This window comes from Pseudoclavibacter sp. Marseille-Q434, from assembly GCF_050315415.1.
Classification (GTDB): Bacteria; Actinomycetota; Actinomycetes; order Actinomycetales; family Microbacteriaceae; genus Pseudoclavibacter.
The window spans coordinates 776,815-791,531 of sequence record NZ_JBNPQH010000001.1 but is presented as its reverse complement, the minus strand read 5'-3'; the positions used below and the strand labels follow the sequence as shown (position 1 = coordinate 791,531).

The window sequence follows — 14,717 nt, the reverse complement described above, 5'->3', positions numbered from 1 at the left end:
CGGACGCCCGCGCCTCAGGCGCGGGCGTCCTCGTCTGCATCCGTCGGGCACGTGAGCGTCACGGTCGTGCCCGTCTCGTTCGTCTCGAAGCGGATGCGTGCGTGGACAAGCGCCGCCCGCTGCCGCATGGATGCGATGCCGTGAGTTCGTGCCCCGAGCTCCTCGAGCGGCGCGGCGGCGCCGTGTCCGTCGTCCGTGACCGTGAGCACCAGCGTCGATGGCCGCCAGAGCAGCACGACGTCGATCCGACTCGCCCCAGCGTGACGCCGCGCGTTCCTGATCGCCTCGACCGCGATGGCGTGCAGTTCCTCAGCTGCGGGCGCGGAGACTCGGCCCCTGGTGCCGATCTCGGTCACCTCCACAGGCGTCAGGATCGGCAGATCGTGGCTCGCGTACTCGAACAAGGCGTCCGGGAAGTCCTGCGGTGCCGGGTGCTCGAGGTCCCAGCTGAGCGCGTCGACGAGCGCCGCTGCTCGAGCGGGACGGTCACCGCCGAGCTCGGGCAGGATCGACTCCCGCAGCTGACGCGCGAGGCGGAGCTCCGCGACGCGCTGAACTCCGGAGAGCTGGCCGCGGAGCGTCTCGGCGTAGGCGAGGGCCCCCGGGACGAACCTGCCGAAGACGCTCGAGTGCAGCACCTGGGCGACCGTCACCGTCGGCACCGGCATCCGGGAAGCGAACGCGGGAAGGGCGACCTCGAAGAGGACGTTCGCCGATACGAGAGGCTGGGCCGGGTGCAGGCCCTGGGCGAGCAGCACGTCGGCCGTCGCCTGCATGAGGCCGAGGTCCAGCGAGGCGGGGGCTTGCAGGTACCCGAAATCGCGGAGTCCCGCGAGCCTCGTCCAGGCCTCGGTGAGGATCTCCACGACGTGGGCGCGGAAGACGGGATCGAGGTCGCCATCTTCGACCGCCGCATCGCCGCGTTCCGAGAGCAACGCCATCGCGGCATCGAGGACCTCGTCGATGGCGTCGGTGAGATCGGACTCCGCCACGTGGGCGGTGGTGGCAGCGGGGTCGCGAAGGGGGAAGTCGTCGGTCACGCTCCAGATCCTACGAGCGCGGGTCGCAGTCCTGTGCCAGCCTTGCGGCCCTAGGCTGACGCAGATGACGAGCACGACAGAGCACCAGGCGTCCAAGTCGGCACGCCGAGTTGTCGGCGTGGTGCGGATCGGCGTCGGTCTCGCCGTCATCGCGATGCTCGTCTCCACCTACGTCGGCCGCATCGGTGTCGGCGACAGCAACCCGTTCGACTTCTTCGGCTACTTCACGAATCAGACGAGCCTCATCACGAGCGGACTCCTCATCGCGGCGGGAGTGCTCGCCATGCTCGGGCGCGATGCTCCCGCATGGCTCGCGGTTCTCCGTGGTGTCGCTACGAGCTGCATGATCATCGTGGGTGTCATCTACAACACGCTCGTGCCTGGGACCGGTTCTGCGCCTCCGTGGGTGAGCGCCATCCTGCACGTCGTCTTCCCCGCCTACGTGGTCCTCGACTGGCTGCTCGTCGGTGATCGCCCGCGACTGGCCTGGCAGCGGCTGTGGGTCGTGCTGCCCTACCCGCTGCTCTGGATGCTCGTCGTGCTGCTCCGAGGTGCGACCGACGGCTGGGTGCCCTACGGGTTCCTGCTGCCGGAGCACGGGCCCGTTTCTCTGTTCCTGCACGTCGTGGGCCTGCTCGGTGCTCTTCTCGTGGCGGCCACGTTCGTCTGGTGGGCGAGCCGCTTCCGGGGGTATGTGCGCGGCTGAACGTGGAGGATGCGAGACCGGGTGAGGGAGACCGTGACAGGTGGCCTGTACGTTCGAGGCGCTAGAGCACCGACCCGAGCCACGAGACGGCGGACTGCACGACCTGGGCGAGTCCGAGGGCCAGCAGGAGAGCCTGCTCGACCGTACGCGCAGCGACTTCCGGCACGAAGAGCCAGAGAATGCCGAGTGTCGCAGCGAGTGTCACGAGCGTGACCGCCAGCAGGAATGCGAGCGCGGCGAGCCGCGGATAGCGCAGCGTGGAGGTGACCGGCTTCGCCTGCATCCACCACACGGGCGCTCGCCTCGCGGCGGCTGGCCGCGCCGATCTGCTCGCGCTCGTGCGGGCGCCCCTGGCAGGCGGCGTGCTCGCGCGGCGAGGCGTGCGCGGCCTCGACGTCGCGGACGCTGAGCGCGGCGCGACCCGCTTCCGGCCTGGACCAGCTGTCGTCGGCGCGCGCTTGGCAGAGGCTCTTCCGGCGCGGGAGCGCTTCTTGGGCGACGGGCCAGTCACGGGCGATCCTCCGGGTTGGGAAGACTTCAATCTATCCGGCTGCAGGACCCCGAACGGCTACGTTCCGGTCACGGTGTCCGGGAGCCGCGCAGGGCCGCTTGCTACCGTGGCCGCGATGTTCTCGGACTGGAAGCGCAAGCGGGCCGCCCAGAGGGTGACGGCCGGCGATGGCCACGAGCTCAAGCGGTATCGGTGGTGGCAGCCCTTCTCACGAGCCCTGTTCCACCTCCGGCTCGTCGAAGGCGACGGCGTGCAGCACCTCTGGTCGGTGGACGTGAAGCTCTGGGGAGACTCTGACGGCGAGGTTGTGGCGGGCCTCTACCGGGATGGACGCCATGTGGCGCAGTCGAAGCTCCCCGCCCTGTTCCAGGCCCCCGGCGGCACGATCGAGGTCGTCGCCAGCGGCTACGGGCTCAAGCGCTGCCACTTCGTCTCGGCGGAGGGACGCGAACAGCAGCTGGTGCCCGACCCTGGCTCCGCAGAGGGGCGCAGAGCGCGACTGCAGCGCGACCGGCCCGGCCTGGGCCGCTTCCTCGGCATCGCCTCGGTGAGCATCCTCGTCGTCGCGCTCGTGCTCGGCGTGCCGCAGATCGCAGAGCAGCTGACGAGCATCCCGCCGATCGCGGATCGGGTCGGCACGTTCTCCTCGCCGATCCATCTTCCGTCGTGGCTCAACATCTCTCTCGTCGTCGCGAGCCTGGTGGCGAGCACCGAACGCGCGCTCCGCCTCCGCTACAACTGGGTGCTCGACGGAGGACTGTTCGACGGCGATGACTGATGCACTGTTCGATTGTGCACAATTGAGTTGTGTGCAATGCTTTAGACATGCCCGTTACCGACGACATGATCTGCTTCTCGCTCTACGCGGCGAGCAGGGCGACCACGCAGGCCTACCGAAAGCTCCTGGAGCCGTTCGGCCTCACCTACCCGCAGTACCTCGTGCTCGTCGTGCTCTGGAACGACGGGCAGCAGTCGGTGAAGACACTCGGCGAGCTGCTGCAGCTCGACTCCGGCACCCTGTCGCCGCTGCTGAAGCGCATGGCCCAGGCGGACCTGATCGCACGCGAACGTCGCCAGGACGACGAGAGGATTGTCGACGTCAGGCTCACCGACCGAGCCGTCGCGCTCCGCACCGAGCTCTCGCACATCCCAGCCCGCATCGCCGCGGGGACCGGTCTCGGGACCGAGGAATCAGGTGCAGCGCTGCTGCGCACCCTCCAGCACCTGACCGAGACCATGCAAGCCACCGCCGACCAGGCGGACGCACAAGGAAAGAAGGACTAGCTGTGGACGTGCTCTACACCGCGGAAGCTCTCTCGACCGGCCAAGGCCGAGACGGTCGCGTCGTCTCGAGCGACGGCACCGTCGACCTCACGATGGCCGTACCCAAGGAGATGGGCGGGTCGGGAGCTGGCTCGAACCCCGAGCAGCTGTTCGCCGCCGGGTACGCAGCCTGCTTCCACTCCGCCCTGAACGCCGTCGCGCGAGGCAAGAAGCTCGACCTCGGCGACTCCAGCGTCGGCGGACGCGTGCAGATCGGACCGAACGGCGAGGGCGGGTTCCAGCTCGCCGTGCTGCTCGAGGTCGTCATCCCCAACCTGGCCCACGACGAAGCTCAGGCCCTCGCCGACGCGGCACACCAGGTCTGCCCATACTCCAACGCCACTCGCGGCAACATCGACGTCACCATCACGGTCTCGGAGGACTGATCATGCGCACCATCACCCATCCCACCTTCGGCGAGCCGCAGGACGTCCTGACGGTCGAGGAACAGGAACTCCCCCAGCCCGGCCCCGGCGAGGTGCGCCTGCGCATCCTGCTCTCCCCCATCCACAACCATGACCTCTGGACCGTGCGCGGCACCTACGGCTTCAAGCCCGAGCTGCCCGCACGAGCTGGGACCGAAGCTGTCGGGGTCGTGGATGCGATCGGCTCCGACGTCGAGGGGCTGAGTGTCGGCCAGCGGGTAGCGACCGGCGGATCGTTCGGCGCGTGGGCCGAGTACGTGACCACCCCCGCCGCTGGCCTCATCCCCGTCCCGGACAGCGTGCCGGACGAATCGGCCGCGCAGCTCGTCGCGATGCCGTTCAGCGCCATCAGCCTGCTCGAGTCGCTCGGCCTCGAGTCCGGCGACTGGCTTGTGCAGAACGCCGCGAACGGCGCCGTCGGCCGCATGGTCGCCCAGATCGCGGCGGCACGCGGCGTCAACGTGGTCGGCCTCGTGCGTCGGTCCGAGGGTGTTGACGAGCTTCGCGAGCAGGGCATCGAGCGCATCGTCGCGACGAACGTGGACGGCTGGCGGGACGAGGTCGAGGCGATCACCGGTGGTGCGCCCATCAAGGTTGGCATCGAATCCGTGGGTGGCAAGTCGGCTGGCGAGGTGCTCTCGCTCCTTGCGGAGAACGGCGAGCTCGTCGTCTTCGGCGCGATGGCGTCACCGACGCTCGAGCTGTCCTCCGGCGACGTCATCTTCAAGCAGGCGACAGTCCGCGGGTTCTGGGGCAGCAAGGTCAGCCAGTCCATCGACGCCGGCCTGAAGCAGCGTCTCTTCGGCGAGCTGCTTCAGCACCTCAGCTCGGGTCAGCTGACGCTTCCCGTGGCCGACGTGTTCCCGTTCGAGCAGATCACCGACGCGGTCGAGGCGAGCCTCACCTCGGGCCGGGTCGGCAAGGTCCTGCTTCGCCCCTAGCGCCGCAGGCATCGGCTTCCCGAACGCCCCGCCCGTCACAGGGCGGGGCGTTCTGCACGGCGCTCCCTGGATCCGCTCAAGCTCGGCGGCCATCCTGAACGCATGTCACATCTCGCAGACCTCCTGGCGCCGAAGCTCCCCGACGGTATGACCATCCCCGAGCCGCTCGAGCGGGCGTGGACATGGATGGAAGGACAGGGCTGGGGCTTCGAGAACCGGAACGGCTACTTCCTCACCCCATACGCGGGAACCGCGGAGCTCGGCATCGTCTTCTCCCCCACCGAGTCGCTGACCGGCTGGTTCGAGCCGGACGAAGCGGGGTACGACCGCCTCTTCCCGCTCGGGCAGACCGACGGCACCGGAAGCTTCGCCGCGCTCTGGCGCGACCCCTCGGACGCCATCCGTGTGGTGGTGCTCGGCCTGCCACGCACCACGGCAGCGTGGGGGCATGAGCTTGCCGTCATCGACACCCACGAGCCAGGGAGCCCCGCTGATGTGGCAGCGCTCGCTCGGGTCATGAGCGATGTGCGAGCCGCCTTCATCGCACAGTGGGGAACCCCTCGGGCTGAGGCGCCGGCGCCAGGCTCGTGGGCAGTCAACAAGCTCGAGGTGACGTGGATCCAGCACGTCGACCTCTGGCCGGTCACCGACGACATCGTCGTGGCCCTCTTCACGAGCGCGGAGGAGGGCACGCAGATCGCCGCCGTCGTGTCTCCCGCAGCCATCGACGAGGAGGAGAGGTTCTAGGTTCATGCCGACCGCCTCCGCCTCGGCGTATCTCGCCTCACCGTCGCATGAGCTCGCCCGCATGATGTGCGAGCTGGCAAGCACCTCATGACGCGGCTCACGTACGCGGAGGTCGGAGCGACCGCCGGACAACTGCCTGACGGCTACCACCACGTGCGCGAATCGCTGGTCATCGGGCACGGGCGCGACACGTTCGAGCGGGCGGCCGACGACCTGCTCGCTGGCCGCGCGCAGAGCAGAGCTGGCGCCTCGGTCGAGCTCTCGGAGGTCCCCCTGCGGGAGGGATCGCGCGTCGTCATGCGACTGCGGATGGGTCCGCTGAAGTTCACGATCCCCTGCCTCGTCGTCTGGGCGGAGCGGACCTCGACCTCCTGCGGCTTCGCCTACGGCACGCTCCCCGGCCACCCCGAGCGAGGTGAGGAGCGCTTCGTGCTGGACCTGGCGGATTCCGGGACTGTGACCTTCAGCATCGTCGCCTTCTCCGCACCCGCGCGCTGGTTCACCATCCTCGGCGGCCCAATAGCTCGAACGGTGCAGACTCGGATGACCCGCCGGTACCTTCGGGCATTGACCGCAAGCGAGACCTGAAGCTGAGCGCGCCGGATGCCCCGTCGAGGCTAGCGACGCTCCGGGGAGACCACCTGAGGCTGGCGAGGCTATCGCCTCGGTCAGGGCTGATACGAGATCCCGAGACGCTCCCTCACCTCGGGAATGTGCCACGCCGATGTCGCGATCTCCTCGCGAAGTGTCTTTCGAGGCCTTCCTCTGCGGTTGACGAGGACCTCGAGGTCGATCATCGTCGACTCGGTGATCGCGTCGATGACGACGCCGATGCCGGTCAGCGAGGCCATACCTGAGTCGATCATGGTGAGCAGCGGCGGTCCCTGCCGCTTTGAGATCGCGTTCACGTCGGCGCCGCCCGCGATGAGCCGAGCGGCAAGCGCCGCCTCGCGGTCGAGGTCGTGCTCGCGGTTCGAGAACAGCAGGTGCAGGGCGTTGAGACCGGACGAGAGGGTGACGGATGCATCCGCGCCGTCGTCGAGCAGCCGCTCAGCGATGCCCAGGCGGGCCTCGATATCGGGGTTCAGCATCGCCCTGAGCAGCGGCGTCTCGCCGGTGGATAGCGAGAACGTCACTTCATCGGGCGTGTAGTCGGCGAGGAACTCTACGAGCGACTCTTCCTCCGCGCGATGTGCTCGGTTCGGCATGATCCCCTCCAAGGCGGTTGCTGCCCCCTGCTGGTGTCACAGCGAGCCTAGCGAAATCGGGATGATCGTCGTCACGGCTCATCCGCACAGGGTGGGTTCCTCCCCGACCGGCCGACCGTCTGGACCCACGAAGTCGGGGCGGCGGTCGGCGAGCCGGGGAGGCTGTGCTGGCTCCGGGAAGACGGATACGCCACCTTCCCCGCCACGCGAGCGTTAGCTGCGTCGGCGACGCAGCAGCAGGACAAGCCAGCCGAGTGCGGCGATCGCAACCGCGGTGATCGTCAGGAACGGCAATCCGGCGCTTCCTGTCGTGGCGAGTGATGCACTCGAGTCACCGTCGACGGGAGCCGCTGGCGCGGACGTCGCGGTCTCGACGGGGCTCGGAGCCGTCGATGGTTCAGGCGCAACGGTGGGTTTCGGTTCCTGCGTGGGCTCGGGCGCGACGGTCGGAGTGGTTGACGGGGTTGCCGTGGGCGTGGGCTCCGGGCTTGCGGGTGTCGGAAGCGCGGCGGCCGCGGCCAAGATGAGCTGCTGCGTCTGCTCGACGTTCGTCGCCCGGTTGGCGGCGAGGTTGGCGTAGTCGAGCACTGGGACGTGCAGGTGGCCGCCGGCCACATCCTGACGGTCCAGGCCGACGCGGAGACGGTTCGCGCGGTACATGCTCTCGTTCGAGAGGTAGTCGCCGCCTCCACCACTCACTGCGAAGGATCCCTCGGGCGGCGCCGTTGGGTCGTTCGTGCCGACACACTGCGCCTCGTCATCCCGAGCTTCGCTGAAGGAGTAGCAGAAGGCGTTGTTGAGCTGCACCGGGAACGGGCCCGTCTCTGCGGCAACCATCTCTTCGAACGGCAGCGTCGTCTCGATGAACTGCGCACCGTCGACGGTCTGCGGCCACGCCGCCGCATCCGGTGCCTCTTCGAGAGCGCGCTCGTCGAGGTTGTCGACGCCGCCGCCGCGCCAACTGCTCGCCCAGCGCTCGATGTCGTAGCCGGTGCGCCCCTGGCTGATGGTCATCGCCATCTGGGGTGACGCGGGACCCGCGAGGAACTGGGGACCGTACGCGTCCTCGACGATTCCGCCGTCGAAGCGCGACCACGTCACGGGCAGCACGACGGCCTGGATCTGCACTGGCCCGGAGGCCGTCTCGATGACACGGCCGGAGAGGGAGAGGGCGACGGCACCGGAGGGGTTCGAGCGCTCAAGCAGGGCGGGAAGCTGGAACGGGTCGAATCCGCTGATCATCACCTTGGTGACGCCAGGGTCCTCGTCGAAGCCGAGCTCGAGCAGGCCGCGAGTCGCCTCCTCCAGGATGTGCAGCAGGTCGGTGAGCTGCTCAGCCGAGACGGCGGAGGAGGCGGCCCAGTCCTTGACCTCGGCGCGCATCGCGAGCCGCGCCCAGTAGAGACCGCGGTCCTCGTAACGGGTGGCTGCTCCGACGTCTTGAGCGTTCTGGACGGCGATGTCCCAGATCTCACGTCCCGTCTCCACGATAAGCGTGTCGGCGTTGTCGGGTGCGGTCCCGGCGAGCGTGGCCGAGAAGTTGTCGAGCGCGGCCTCAAGCCCGGTGGATGCGATCATCTGGGTGGAGAAGGGAACGGTCTCGCCGGGGAGCGTGGCGCTGAGACGGAGCTCCTCGACGTCGAGCTCGGTGCTCTCGAGGCGGGGGTCGGGTGCCGCCTGCGCCGGCGGGGCGAGCGCGGTGGCGAGGATGGCCCCGGTGCCGAGTGCGGCGAGGAGTCGTCTGGTGACGCGTGTCATGGTCTCTTGTCCTAGGTGTGGGGGCGTCGGACTCATGGCGCTCCGGCGCCGTCGGCAGAGGGGTGGGTACACCGCGGGTCGCGCTCAGGGATCAAGATCGCCGGTGCGAACACCCGGGTATCAATCGACCCTATGTTGTTCAACACGACTCTGGGGATTGTTCACGTTTAAGGCGTGTGAACAATTCCTGAGGGGACGCGGGTCCACGTTTGCGATCCATGAGGGCGCGGAATGCGACGAGCACGGTCTTCCTGTGGCCGGCTGGCGGCGTGGGGGTGTGCTCCTTGCTGTGTCCGTGGTTGTGGATGGGCATCGCCGAGCGCCGCCGGTCAACTCGGGTTCGGCAGCTGGACCTGCATAGGAGAGATGTCGACTTCGACATCGCCGAAGATGAATCCGTCAGGACGAGCGAGGCCGCCGTCATAGAGCTCGATCGGGAACGTGAAGAGGGAGTAGAGCGACGCTCCGGTCCAGAGCACGATCACGATGGTGAACAGGATGGATGAACGAGTGAACTGGCGTCGAGCGTCTGGGAGGATCGTTCCCCGGCGGATGAGCACGGTGAGGATGCTCACGAATCCGAGCGCCAACGCAAGGTACGCGAACGGACTGGGCTGCAGCGTCATCGCGAGACAATTCGGGACCTGGTCCGTGATCTCCCCATTCGCGTCGAGATAGTCTCCAGCCCCGGTCACACCACCCGGACAGTAGCTACGCGAACCGCTGCTCGCGATGGTGTGGAACACGGCAATCGCGAGGATCCAGAGGGTGTAGCGGCGTACTTCCACGATCCACCCGCGTCCGATCACGGCCTCCAATTCGGGAGGTGCTGCTAGCTCTGAGTTGGGGGGTTTGCGGTCATCTGGACCTCGCTTCGTTCGCCTGTTCTCCGTGCACGGGTGACGCGACCACGCTCCCAATCGATCCTGGACGCCTCCCGGGTACACGTGTGGCCGTATGGAGGGCGATCGCGGTGAACGATCCGCCATCGTGACTATCGGGTTCGGAAGAGACAGCAGGCTTCGCCGGGGTCACATCAGCGGGTCGCGAGGATGCGGAACCCCGCACTCGCACCTCACGCGTCTGAAGGCTGTTCGGCGGGGGTTTCCGTCTGCGGGGGTCGTGGTGAACGGCAGCGCGCCGGTGCGGATAGGCCGTGGATTGCGCGATGCCGGCAAGCACCTCCCTGCCGTCGGCCCGACGCATTCTGACGGTCATCGTGACAACTGCGTGCGTAGGAGACAGCTGGCGTCAACGCCCTGTCATGGTGTGGCGTCCTGGTTCGTCTCCTGGTCGGCGGTCTCGGCAGCGATGGCGCGCCTCATAGTGACGGGGCTTGCGAAACCGCTGCGCAGTGCGACTTCGCTCAAGGGCAGACCAGGCATCTCGCGCTTCAACTCCAGTGCCTTCTGCACGCGTCGGGTGCGAAGCATTCGGCCAGGAGTCGCCCCGGAACCGCGCAGTCGGCGTTCGAGGGCCCTGCGAGAGAGACCGGCTTCACGTGCGATTCCGTCGACGGAGAAGCTCGGGTCATGGAATCGGTTCTCGACGATCAGGTGAACGAGAGCGAATGTGTCTGTGTCTTCCTGGTTGGAAAAGTCTCTCGACTCGACGACCAAGGCAGTGGCTGCGGTCCTGAGGAGGGCGCGTAGAGAACTCGATGACTGCGGATTCGATGGTTGTGGTCTCTTCGCGGCAGCTTCCAGAAGGCCGAGAACACTCTGCCGCACGATGCCGCCAGCGGCGTGGTGCCAGCTCAAGCGCGTGGAGTCCACTTCGCTCACGTCGAACGAGAAGAGCGTGACTTCGAATTCCCGATCCGCGTGCATGACGACGCGCTCGGTGCCGGGCGGCACGATCGCCAGCTGCTTCGCCTCAAGCTCAATGCTGCGGTCTCCGGAGGTGATCAGCAGCGATCCACGCTCGAGGAAGACGGCCAACCCACGCCCGTGGGACCAGGAACGCTCACGCTTCCAAATGAAGTCGACAGGCGAGCACCTCCAATGCGCGACAACGTACTGGTCGAAGCGGAGGATGGTCACCTCCGTTGTGACGGATCCGGTCGGAGCGAACAGGTCAACGCCCGCTCTGAGCACCGTGTCGATGGAGGGAGGCAGTGGTCCTTTGTGCCGGAAGGAGTGTGCCTGATAGCCCGGGAACGAGCCCCAACCTCGGTCTTCGTCGTACTTGACGTTCGCGTTCTGCTCCATTGACCCTCCTCGCACAATCGAATCCCGCGCACGGCGACACCTCAACACCTGAGCAGGCTCGCGCCCCCGCTTGGCGGGCAATGTTCGCGGCTCCTCAATCGAAGAGTTGCACAAATATGAGCCAGGCGCGGACCGGCCTCCGACCGCGGGCGGGGCGAGTCGGCGTCGAGAGTACTGAGTACCCTCGATGGCTCGCGCTCATCTTCCCTGGTCAGGCGCCACAACTGATCCAGTCCACTTCCCACGGCCTCATTCAGTCGCGCTGCTTTTTCTTCTCGACAGTTCTTCTCAGAACCCATTCGCACGTTGCAGGCTCCCTACGATTCACTGGGCAGCCAAATTGTGACGTGCAGCGCCCAATGCTGACACGGGCATCACCGCATCACCCCTCCCCCACCCCGCGAGTGCCCCCGGCGCGGAGCTCGTTCTCGTCCTCGAAAGGACCTCGCATGTCAGACCCCACGCAGGACCCGACACCACGCACCTCCCCGGCCATCGTCGGCAGGCGCACACTCGTCGCCGGAGCCGCCTGGTCAATCCCCGTGATGGCCGTGGCCACCGCTGTGCCGCTCGCAGCAGCCTCAGCCTGCCCGACAGCCGAGTTCGACGCTGTGTTCGTGACGAACTCGGACTCGGGGTCGGTGAAGGTGCTGAACGCGACGAGCCCGGACACAGCTGACACGTACACCGTGCGGATCACGTCAACGCTCGCCCCCGGAACGACGACCACGCAGAATGGCCAGTCCTACAACTTCAGCCAGAACGGCTCCGGCTGGAACGGCGACTTCGCGGACGATGGCAGCGGCGACTACACCTACTCCGGGTTCGGTCCGGCCGGCGCGATCGTGCTGAACCAGCGCAAGGAAGGCACCACCGCACCCATCGGTCCGGGCACCGATAGCCAGACGCTGACCTTCGAGTTCTTCGACGCATCAGGCGCTGCGATCTCTGCCACGAACGTCGCGATCGACATCTTCGACATCACCTCCGTCGAGGTGCCCGCCTGGCGTGCCTCCTACTGGGACGCAGTTGGTTTCAGCGTCACGCCTGCGTCGATCGTTTCGGAGCCGACGCTCGATCAGGGAGCAGGAACCGGTACGCTCGCCGACCCGTTCCGTAGAAGCGGTGGACTCTTCCCCACCAACCCGATGGAGCAGGCGCAGTACCAGGACGAGTTCCGCTTCGACTCGTTCCCGAACGGCAGCACCATGGACTACACGTCGTTCAACGGGAACCAGGGATGGCATTTCATCGCCATCAGCTCGATCAGGTTCACCGTGCAGATCGCCTGCTAAGGCCCGTTCATCCGGAGAGTTGCCGCCGGTTGCCTTCCTGGGCGATGGCGCACCCCTCCCCCTACGCAGAACCGCCCCGATGAGGTGACTCATCGGGGCGGTTCCGTTTGGGTGTGGGCTTTTGGCTCGTTGCCCTAGAAGCAGATCTCGATGTTGGAGAGCGCGATGTACTGCATGCTCGAGCCGCCGGCTACGACCGGCGTGGTCAGGTTGCTGTAGTCGAAGGTGAACGACGACACGTTGGCGGTCGGAGACGATGCTGTGATCTGAGTACGTCCGGTCGCGTTCACCGTGTCGACGCCGGACAGTCCCCACGGGGATGCGTTGGATCCGGTTCCGGTGCGGGTGATGCCTGCAGGCCTGGTGTCCAGGAAGGTTGCGTCACGTGTAGCGAAGCCTTCGATGCTCACGCCATCGCTGTAGGTGATGCCTCTCGTGTGGTCATGCACGATGAACCGCACGCTTCGGATAGGGACGGTGCTGGTGAACGTGAGCCGCTGACGCGCAGGCGCGTTTGCAGCCGCGGTCTGCTGAACCATGTAGAGCGAACCGGACGGCGCGATCGACGGGTTCGGGGGTGCTCCAAGCGGCGTGAAGGATCCCGTCAGAGGAGTCCCTGCGATCGTGGAACGAACGATCGTGATGCTGGCGCTGCTGCCGCCCGTGGACACGGTCGCCACTCGAGTGTTGTTGACGGTGACCGGCGCGGCTGACCAGTTTAGGGTCCCGCATCCGCCTGGCGAAGCTGCGGCGAGCGGTGCCGCGACGGCGGTGGCGAGGACGGGCACCGTCCATGCCGCGGTCTGGAGGACCTGCCGGCGCGTCGATGATCCGGAGGGGTCCTGAGGTTCAGTGTCGTGCTGCGTCAATGTGTGCTCTTTCTCGGTAGCTGGCATGGGGGTGTGCGAGCCGGGAGGCGCGGTGATCGGGAGGAGCCAGCCAGGGCTTCGCACGACAACTCGTCGCTCGTGACGCGCACCACCGGGGGCTGAGGAATCGTCGTGGGGGGGGTGCAGGGTGTCCTCCGGGGGATGGAGTATTGCGCACGTGCTTCGCGGCTTCACCATCAAGCTATGCGCCGGCCGCCGGTGCTAGGCGTTGAGAGAAAGACCGGCACGGCATCTGAGAACAACTGTCCCAGCATCCTGCCGGGGCGGTGGGCAACGGTCAGGGCTCGAGGCTGGTGCGCTGCGAGGCGAGCGCTCGTCGCAGGGTCACCGGCGAGGAGAATCCGCTTTGTGACGCGACCTCTCGAGCAGGTAGTCCCGGCTGTTCTCGCATCAGGGCTTCGGCGTTCTGGACGCGTCGCTCGCGGAGGATCGCGGCGGCGCTCGCGCCACCTGCCTGGAGTCTGCGCTCGAGGACTCTGCGGCTGAGGCCAGCTTCGCGGGCGATGCCGTCGACGGAGAAGCCCGGCACCTGGAATCGGTTCTCCACGATGAGCCTGACCAGCGCGAGCGTGTCGGTGTCGCGCAGGTTGGCGACATGGGTGGATTCGACCAGCAGCGAGTGAGCGGCAGCGCGCAGCAACGACCGCAGTGAGGTCGCGGCTTGCGGGTCCGGCACCGGCGACGCTGTCGCGGCTGCAGTCAGGAGTGCGAGCACGCTCTCGCGGACCACGCCTCCGTCGGAGTGGTACCACCGAGTCTGGAGCGGTGCGAGCTCGCTGGCTGCGAAGGAGAAGATGACCCCGGCGATTTTCTCGTGGGCGTGGAGGACGACTGGGCCGGCCCCGGGTGGCACGATCGCGATCTGCGACGCCTCGAGCCGAAGCCGTCGCTGGTCGGAAGCCACCTCGAGCGATCCTTGCTCGAGGAACAGCACCAGTGCTCGATCCTGGGCTGAGGCGCGCTCGCGCTTCCAGACAAGGTCGATCGGCGAGCTCTCGCCCCGCACGATCAGGTACCGGTCGAAGCGCAGCAACGAGGCCTCGATCGTCGCGGTACCCGAGGTCGCACGCAGGTCCACGCCGGCCCTGAGCGCCTTGTCAATGCCCGGGGGCAGCGGGCCTCGGATTCTGAACTGCTGCGTGCGGTATCCAGGAAAGGGACTCCAGCCGGTGGCTTCGTTGTAGTGGGCACGAGCGACGCGCTCCATGGGTCCTCCAAGTCGATTAGAACGATGTGCCTCGGCGGCGGTCGGTGGTGGGACCGTGGGTGGTGACGTGAAGCGTCCGCGGCGACGCGCGCCAACATCAGCTCCCGACCCACACGCGGCTCATCTGCGTCGGAACCGGAGGCCTGTGGCGCGCACAAGAGAGACTCCTGCGGGCGGCAGTGGGGGCCGTCGACCCGCAGGAGTCCGGCACGGATGGGTGGTGCGCGGATCTCCCCCGAGATCCCCGCGAAGACGCGGCTCCCCAGAGCACACCACCGACCGGCGGTAGTCAGAATGCCGCAGGAATTGTTGCTTCCATTTCACAAAGGCCCGTTTGACGCAAAATGAGCGCAATTCGTCGCAAAAGGATCGCGCGAGATTTCTCGTCACCCGCACCTCTCCAAACCCCTGGGGAATTCGAGTGGAGCCGTCGCGAATGCTCGCGTGCCATTTCTT

Annotated in this window: 16 protein-coding genes; 8 read left to right on the top strand and 8 right to left on the bottom strand. The window is 67.3% G+C overall.

All coding sequences use genetic code 11. From position 1 onward, the window contains the following. Positions 1 to 14: 14 nt before the first annotated feature. Positions 15 to 1,040, bottom strand: coding sequence for a sensor histidine kinase (locus tag ACQFZP_RS03885; RefSeq protein WP_211890398.1), 1,026 nt, complete (start codon positions 1,038 to 1,040; stop codon positions 15 to 17). 64 nt (positions 1,041 to 1,104) lie between these two features. Between ACQFZP_RS03885 and ACQFZP_RS03880 the strand changes: the two genes are divergently transcribed. Beyond that, positions 1,105 to 1,746, top strand: a complete 642-nt coding sequence (locus ACQFZP_RS03880; RefSeq protein ID WP_104312057.1) for a Pr6Pr family membrane protein — start codon at positions 1,105 to 1,107, stop codon at positions 1,744 to 1,746. A gap of 61 nt (positions 1,747 to 1,807) precedes the next feature. Here ACQFZP_RS03880 and ACQFZP_RS03875 read toward each other — a convergent pair whose 3' ends face one another. After that, positions 1,808 to 2,038 (bottom strand): hypothetical protein, encoded by a 231-nt coding sequence (locus ACQFZP_RS03875; protein WP_179556623.1) that lies wholly within the window; start codon positions 2,036 to 2,038, stop codon positions 1,808 to 1,810. Between ACQFZP_RS03875 and ACQFZP_RS03870 the strand changes: the two genes are divergently transcribed. The 6 genes from ACQFZP_RS03870 to ACQFZP_RS03845 all read left to right on the top strand — a co-directional run bounded on the left by ACQFZP_RS03870 (position 2,004) and on the right by ACQFZP_RS03845 (position 6,281). Next, positions 2,004 to 3,035, top strand: a complete 1,032-nt coding sequence (locus ACQFZP_RS03870; protein ID WP_249312019.1) for a hypothetical protein — start codon at positions 2,004 to 2,006, stop codon at positions 3,033 to 3,035. The two genes, ACQFZP_RS03875 and ACQFZP_RS03870, sit on opposite strands and share 35 nt — an antisense overlap. 47 nt (positions 3,036 to 3,082) lie before the next feature. Then, a complete protein-coding gene (locus ACQFZP_RS03865) occupies positions 3,083 to 3,541 on the top strand; it encodes a MarR family winged helix-turn-helix transcriptional regulator (RefSeq protein WP_181026978.1) in 459 nt (152 codons plus the stop codon). Between the two features lie 2 nt (positions 3,542 to 3,543). After that, entirely contained in the window at positions 3,544 to 3,966 is a 423-nt protein-coding gene (locus tag ACQFZP_RS03860) for an organic hydroperoxide resistance protein (RefSeq protein WP_104312060.1), read from the top strand. A gap of 2 nt (positions 3,967 to 3,968) precedes the next feature. Continuing rightward, the gene (locus ACQFZP_RS03855) at positions 3,969 to 4,946 is read left to right on the top strand and encodes a zinc-binding dehydrogenase (protein ID WP_104312061.1); all 978 of its coding nucleotides are present in this window, start codon (positions 3,969 to 3,971) and stop codon (positions 4,944 to 4,946) included. 102 nt (positions 4,947 to 5,048) lie between these two features. Further along, positions 5,049 to 5,693 (top strand): hypothetical protein, encoded by a 645-nt coding sequence (locus ACQFZP_RS03850; protein WP_211890397.1) that lies wholly within the window; start codon positions 5,049 to 5,051, stop codon positions 5,691 to 5,693. Between the two features lie 87 nt (positions 5,694 to 5,780). Continuing rightward, positions 5,781 to 6,281, top strand: coding sequence for a DUF1990 family protein (locus tag ACQFZP_RS03845; protein ID WP_211890396.1), 501 nt, complete (start codon positions 5,781 to 5,783; stop codon positions 6,279 to 6,281). 80 nt (positions 6,282 to 6,361) lie between these two features. Here the strand turns inward: ACQFZP_RS03845 and ACQFZP_RS03840 are convergent, their stop codons facing one another. The 4 genes from ACQFZP_RS03840 to ACQFZP_RS03825 all read right to left on the bottom strand — a co-directional run bounded on the left by ACQFZP_RS03840 (position 6,362) and on the right by ACQFZP_RS03825 (position 10,869). Next, the gene (locus ACQFZP_RS03840; RefSeq protein WP_211890395.1) at positions 6,362 to 6,901 is read right to left on the bottom strand and encodes a hypothetical protein; all 540 of its coding nucleotides are present in this window, start codon (positions 6,899 to 6,901) and stop codon (positions 6,362 to 6,364) included. 213 nt (positions 6,902 to 7,114) lie between these two features. Further along, positions 7,115 to 8,659 carry a hypothetical protein gene (locus tag ACQFZP_RS03835; RefSeq protein ID WP_211890394.1) on the bottom strand — a complete coding sequence of 515 codons (1,545 nt, stop codon included), beginning with the start codon at positions 8,657 to 8,659 and terminating at the stop codon, positions 7,115 to 7,117. Positions 8,660 to 8,988: 329 nt separating this feature from the next. Further along, positions 8,989 to 9,468 (bottom strand): hypothetical protein, encoded by a 480-nt coding sequence (locus ACQFZP_RS03830; protein WP_104312065.1) that lies wholly within the window; start codon positions 9,466 to 9,468, stop codon positions 8,989 to 8,991. Positions 9,469 to 9,921: 453 nt separating this feature from the next. Next, positions 9,922 to 10,869, bottom strand: coding sequence for an AraC family transcriptional regulator (locus tag ACQFZP_RS03825; protein WP_211890393.1), 948 nt, complete (start codon positions 10,867 to 10,869; stop codon positions 9,922 to 9,924). A 449-nt stretch (positions 10,870 to 11,318) separates the two neighbouring features. Between ACQFZP_RS03825 and ACQFZP_RS03820 the strand changes: the two genes are divergently transcribed. Then, complete coding sequence (locus ACQFZP_RS03820; RefSeq protein WP_211890392.1) at positions 11,319 to 12,164, top strand: hypothetical protein; 846 nt, start codon at positions 11,319 to 11,321, stop codon at positions 12,162 to 12,164. 134 nt (positions 12,165 to 12,298) lie between these two features. Here ACQFZP_RS03820 and ACQFZP_RS03815 read toward each other — a convergent pair whose 3' ends face one another. Next, entirely contained in the window at positions 12,299 to 13,033 is a 735-nt protein-coding gene (locus ACQFZP_RS03815) for a hypothetical protein (protein ID WP_211890391.1), read from the bottom strand. 298 nt (positions 13,034 to 13,331) lie between these two features. Beyond that, positions 13,332 to 14,261 (bottom strand): helix-turn-helix domain-containing protein, encoded by a 930-nt coding sequence (locus ACQFZP_RS03810; RefSeq protein ID WP_211890390.1) that lies wholly within the window; start codon positions 14,259 to 14,261, stop codon positions 13,332 to 13,334. Positions 14,262 to 14,717: the final 456 nt, after the last annotated feature.

Bases quoted from the DNA above. Each gene is read 5' to 3' on its own strand.
- ACQFZP_RS03865 (WP_181026978.1), top strand. From the start codon at position 3,083: ATGCCCGTTACCGACGACATGATCTGCTTCTCGCTCTACGCGGCGAGC.
- ACQFZP_RS03880 (WP_104312057.1), top strand. From the start codon at position 1,105: ATGACGAGCACGACAGAGCACCAGGCGTCCAAGTCGGCACGCCGAGTT.
- ACQFZP_RS03845 (WP_211890396.1), top strand. From the start codon at position 5,781: ATGACGCGGCTCACGTACGCGGAGGTCGGAGCGACCGCCGGACAACTG.
- ACQFZP_RS03825 (WP_211890393.1), bottom strand. From the start codon at position 10,869: ATGGAGCAGAACGCGAACGTCAAGTACGACGAAGACCGAGGTTGGGGC.
- ACQFZP_RS03840 (WP_211890395.1), bottom strand. From the start codon at position 6,901: ATGCCGAACCGAGCACATCGCGCGGAGGAAGAGTCGCTCGTAGAGTTC.
- ACQFZP_RS03835 (WP_211890394.1), bottom strand. From the start codon at position 8,659: ATGACACGCGTCACCAGACGACTCCTCGCCGCACTCGGCACCGGGGCC.
- ACQFZP_RS03810 (WP_211890390.1), bottom strand. From the start codon at position 14,261: ATGGAGCGCGTCGCTCGTGCCCACTACAACGAAGCCACCGGCTGGAGT.
- ACQFZP_RS03850 (WP_211890397.1), top strand. From the start codon at position 5,049: ATGTCACATCTCGCAGACCTCCTGGCGCCGAAGCTCCCCGACGGTATG.
- ACQFZP_RS03820 (WP_211890392.1), top strand. From the start codon at position 11,319: ATGTCAGACCCCACGCAGGACCCGACACCACGCACCTCCCCGGCCATC.
- ACQFZP_RS03855 (WP_104312061.1), top strand. From the start codon at position 3,969: ATGCGCACCATCACCCATCCCACCTTCGGCGAGCCGCAGGACGTCCTG.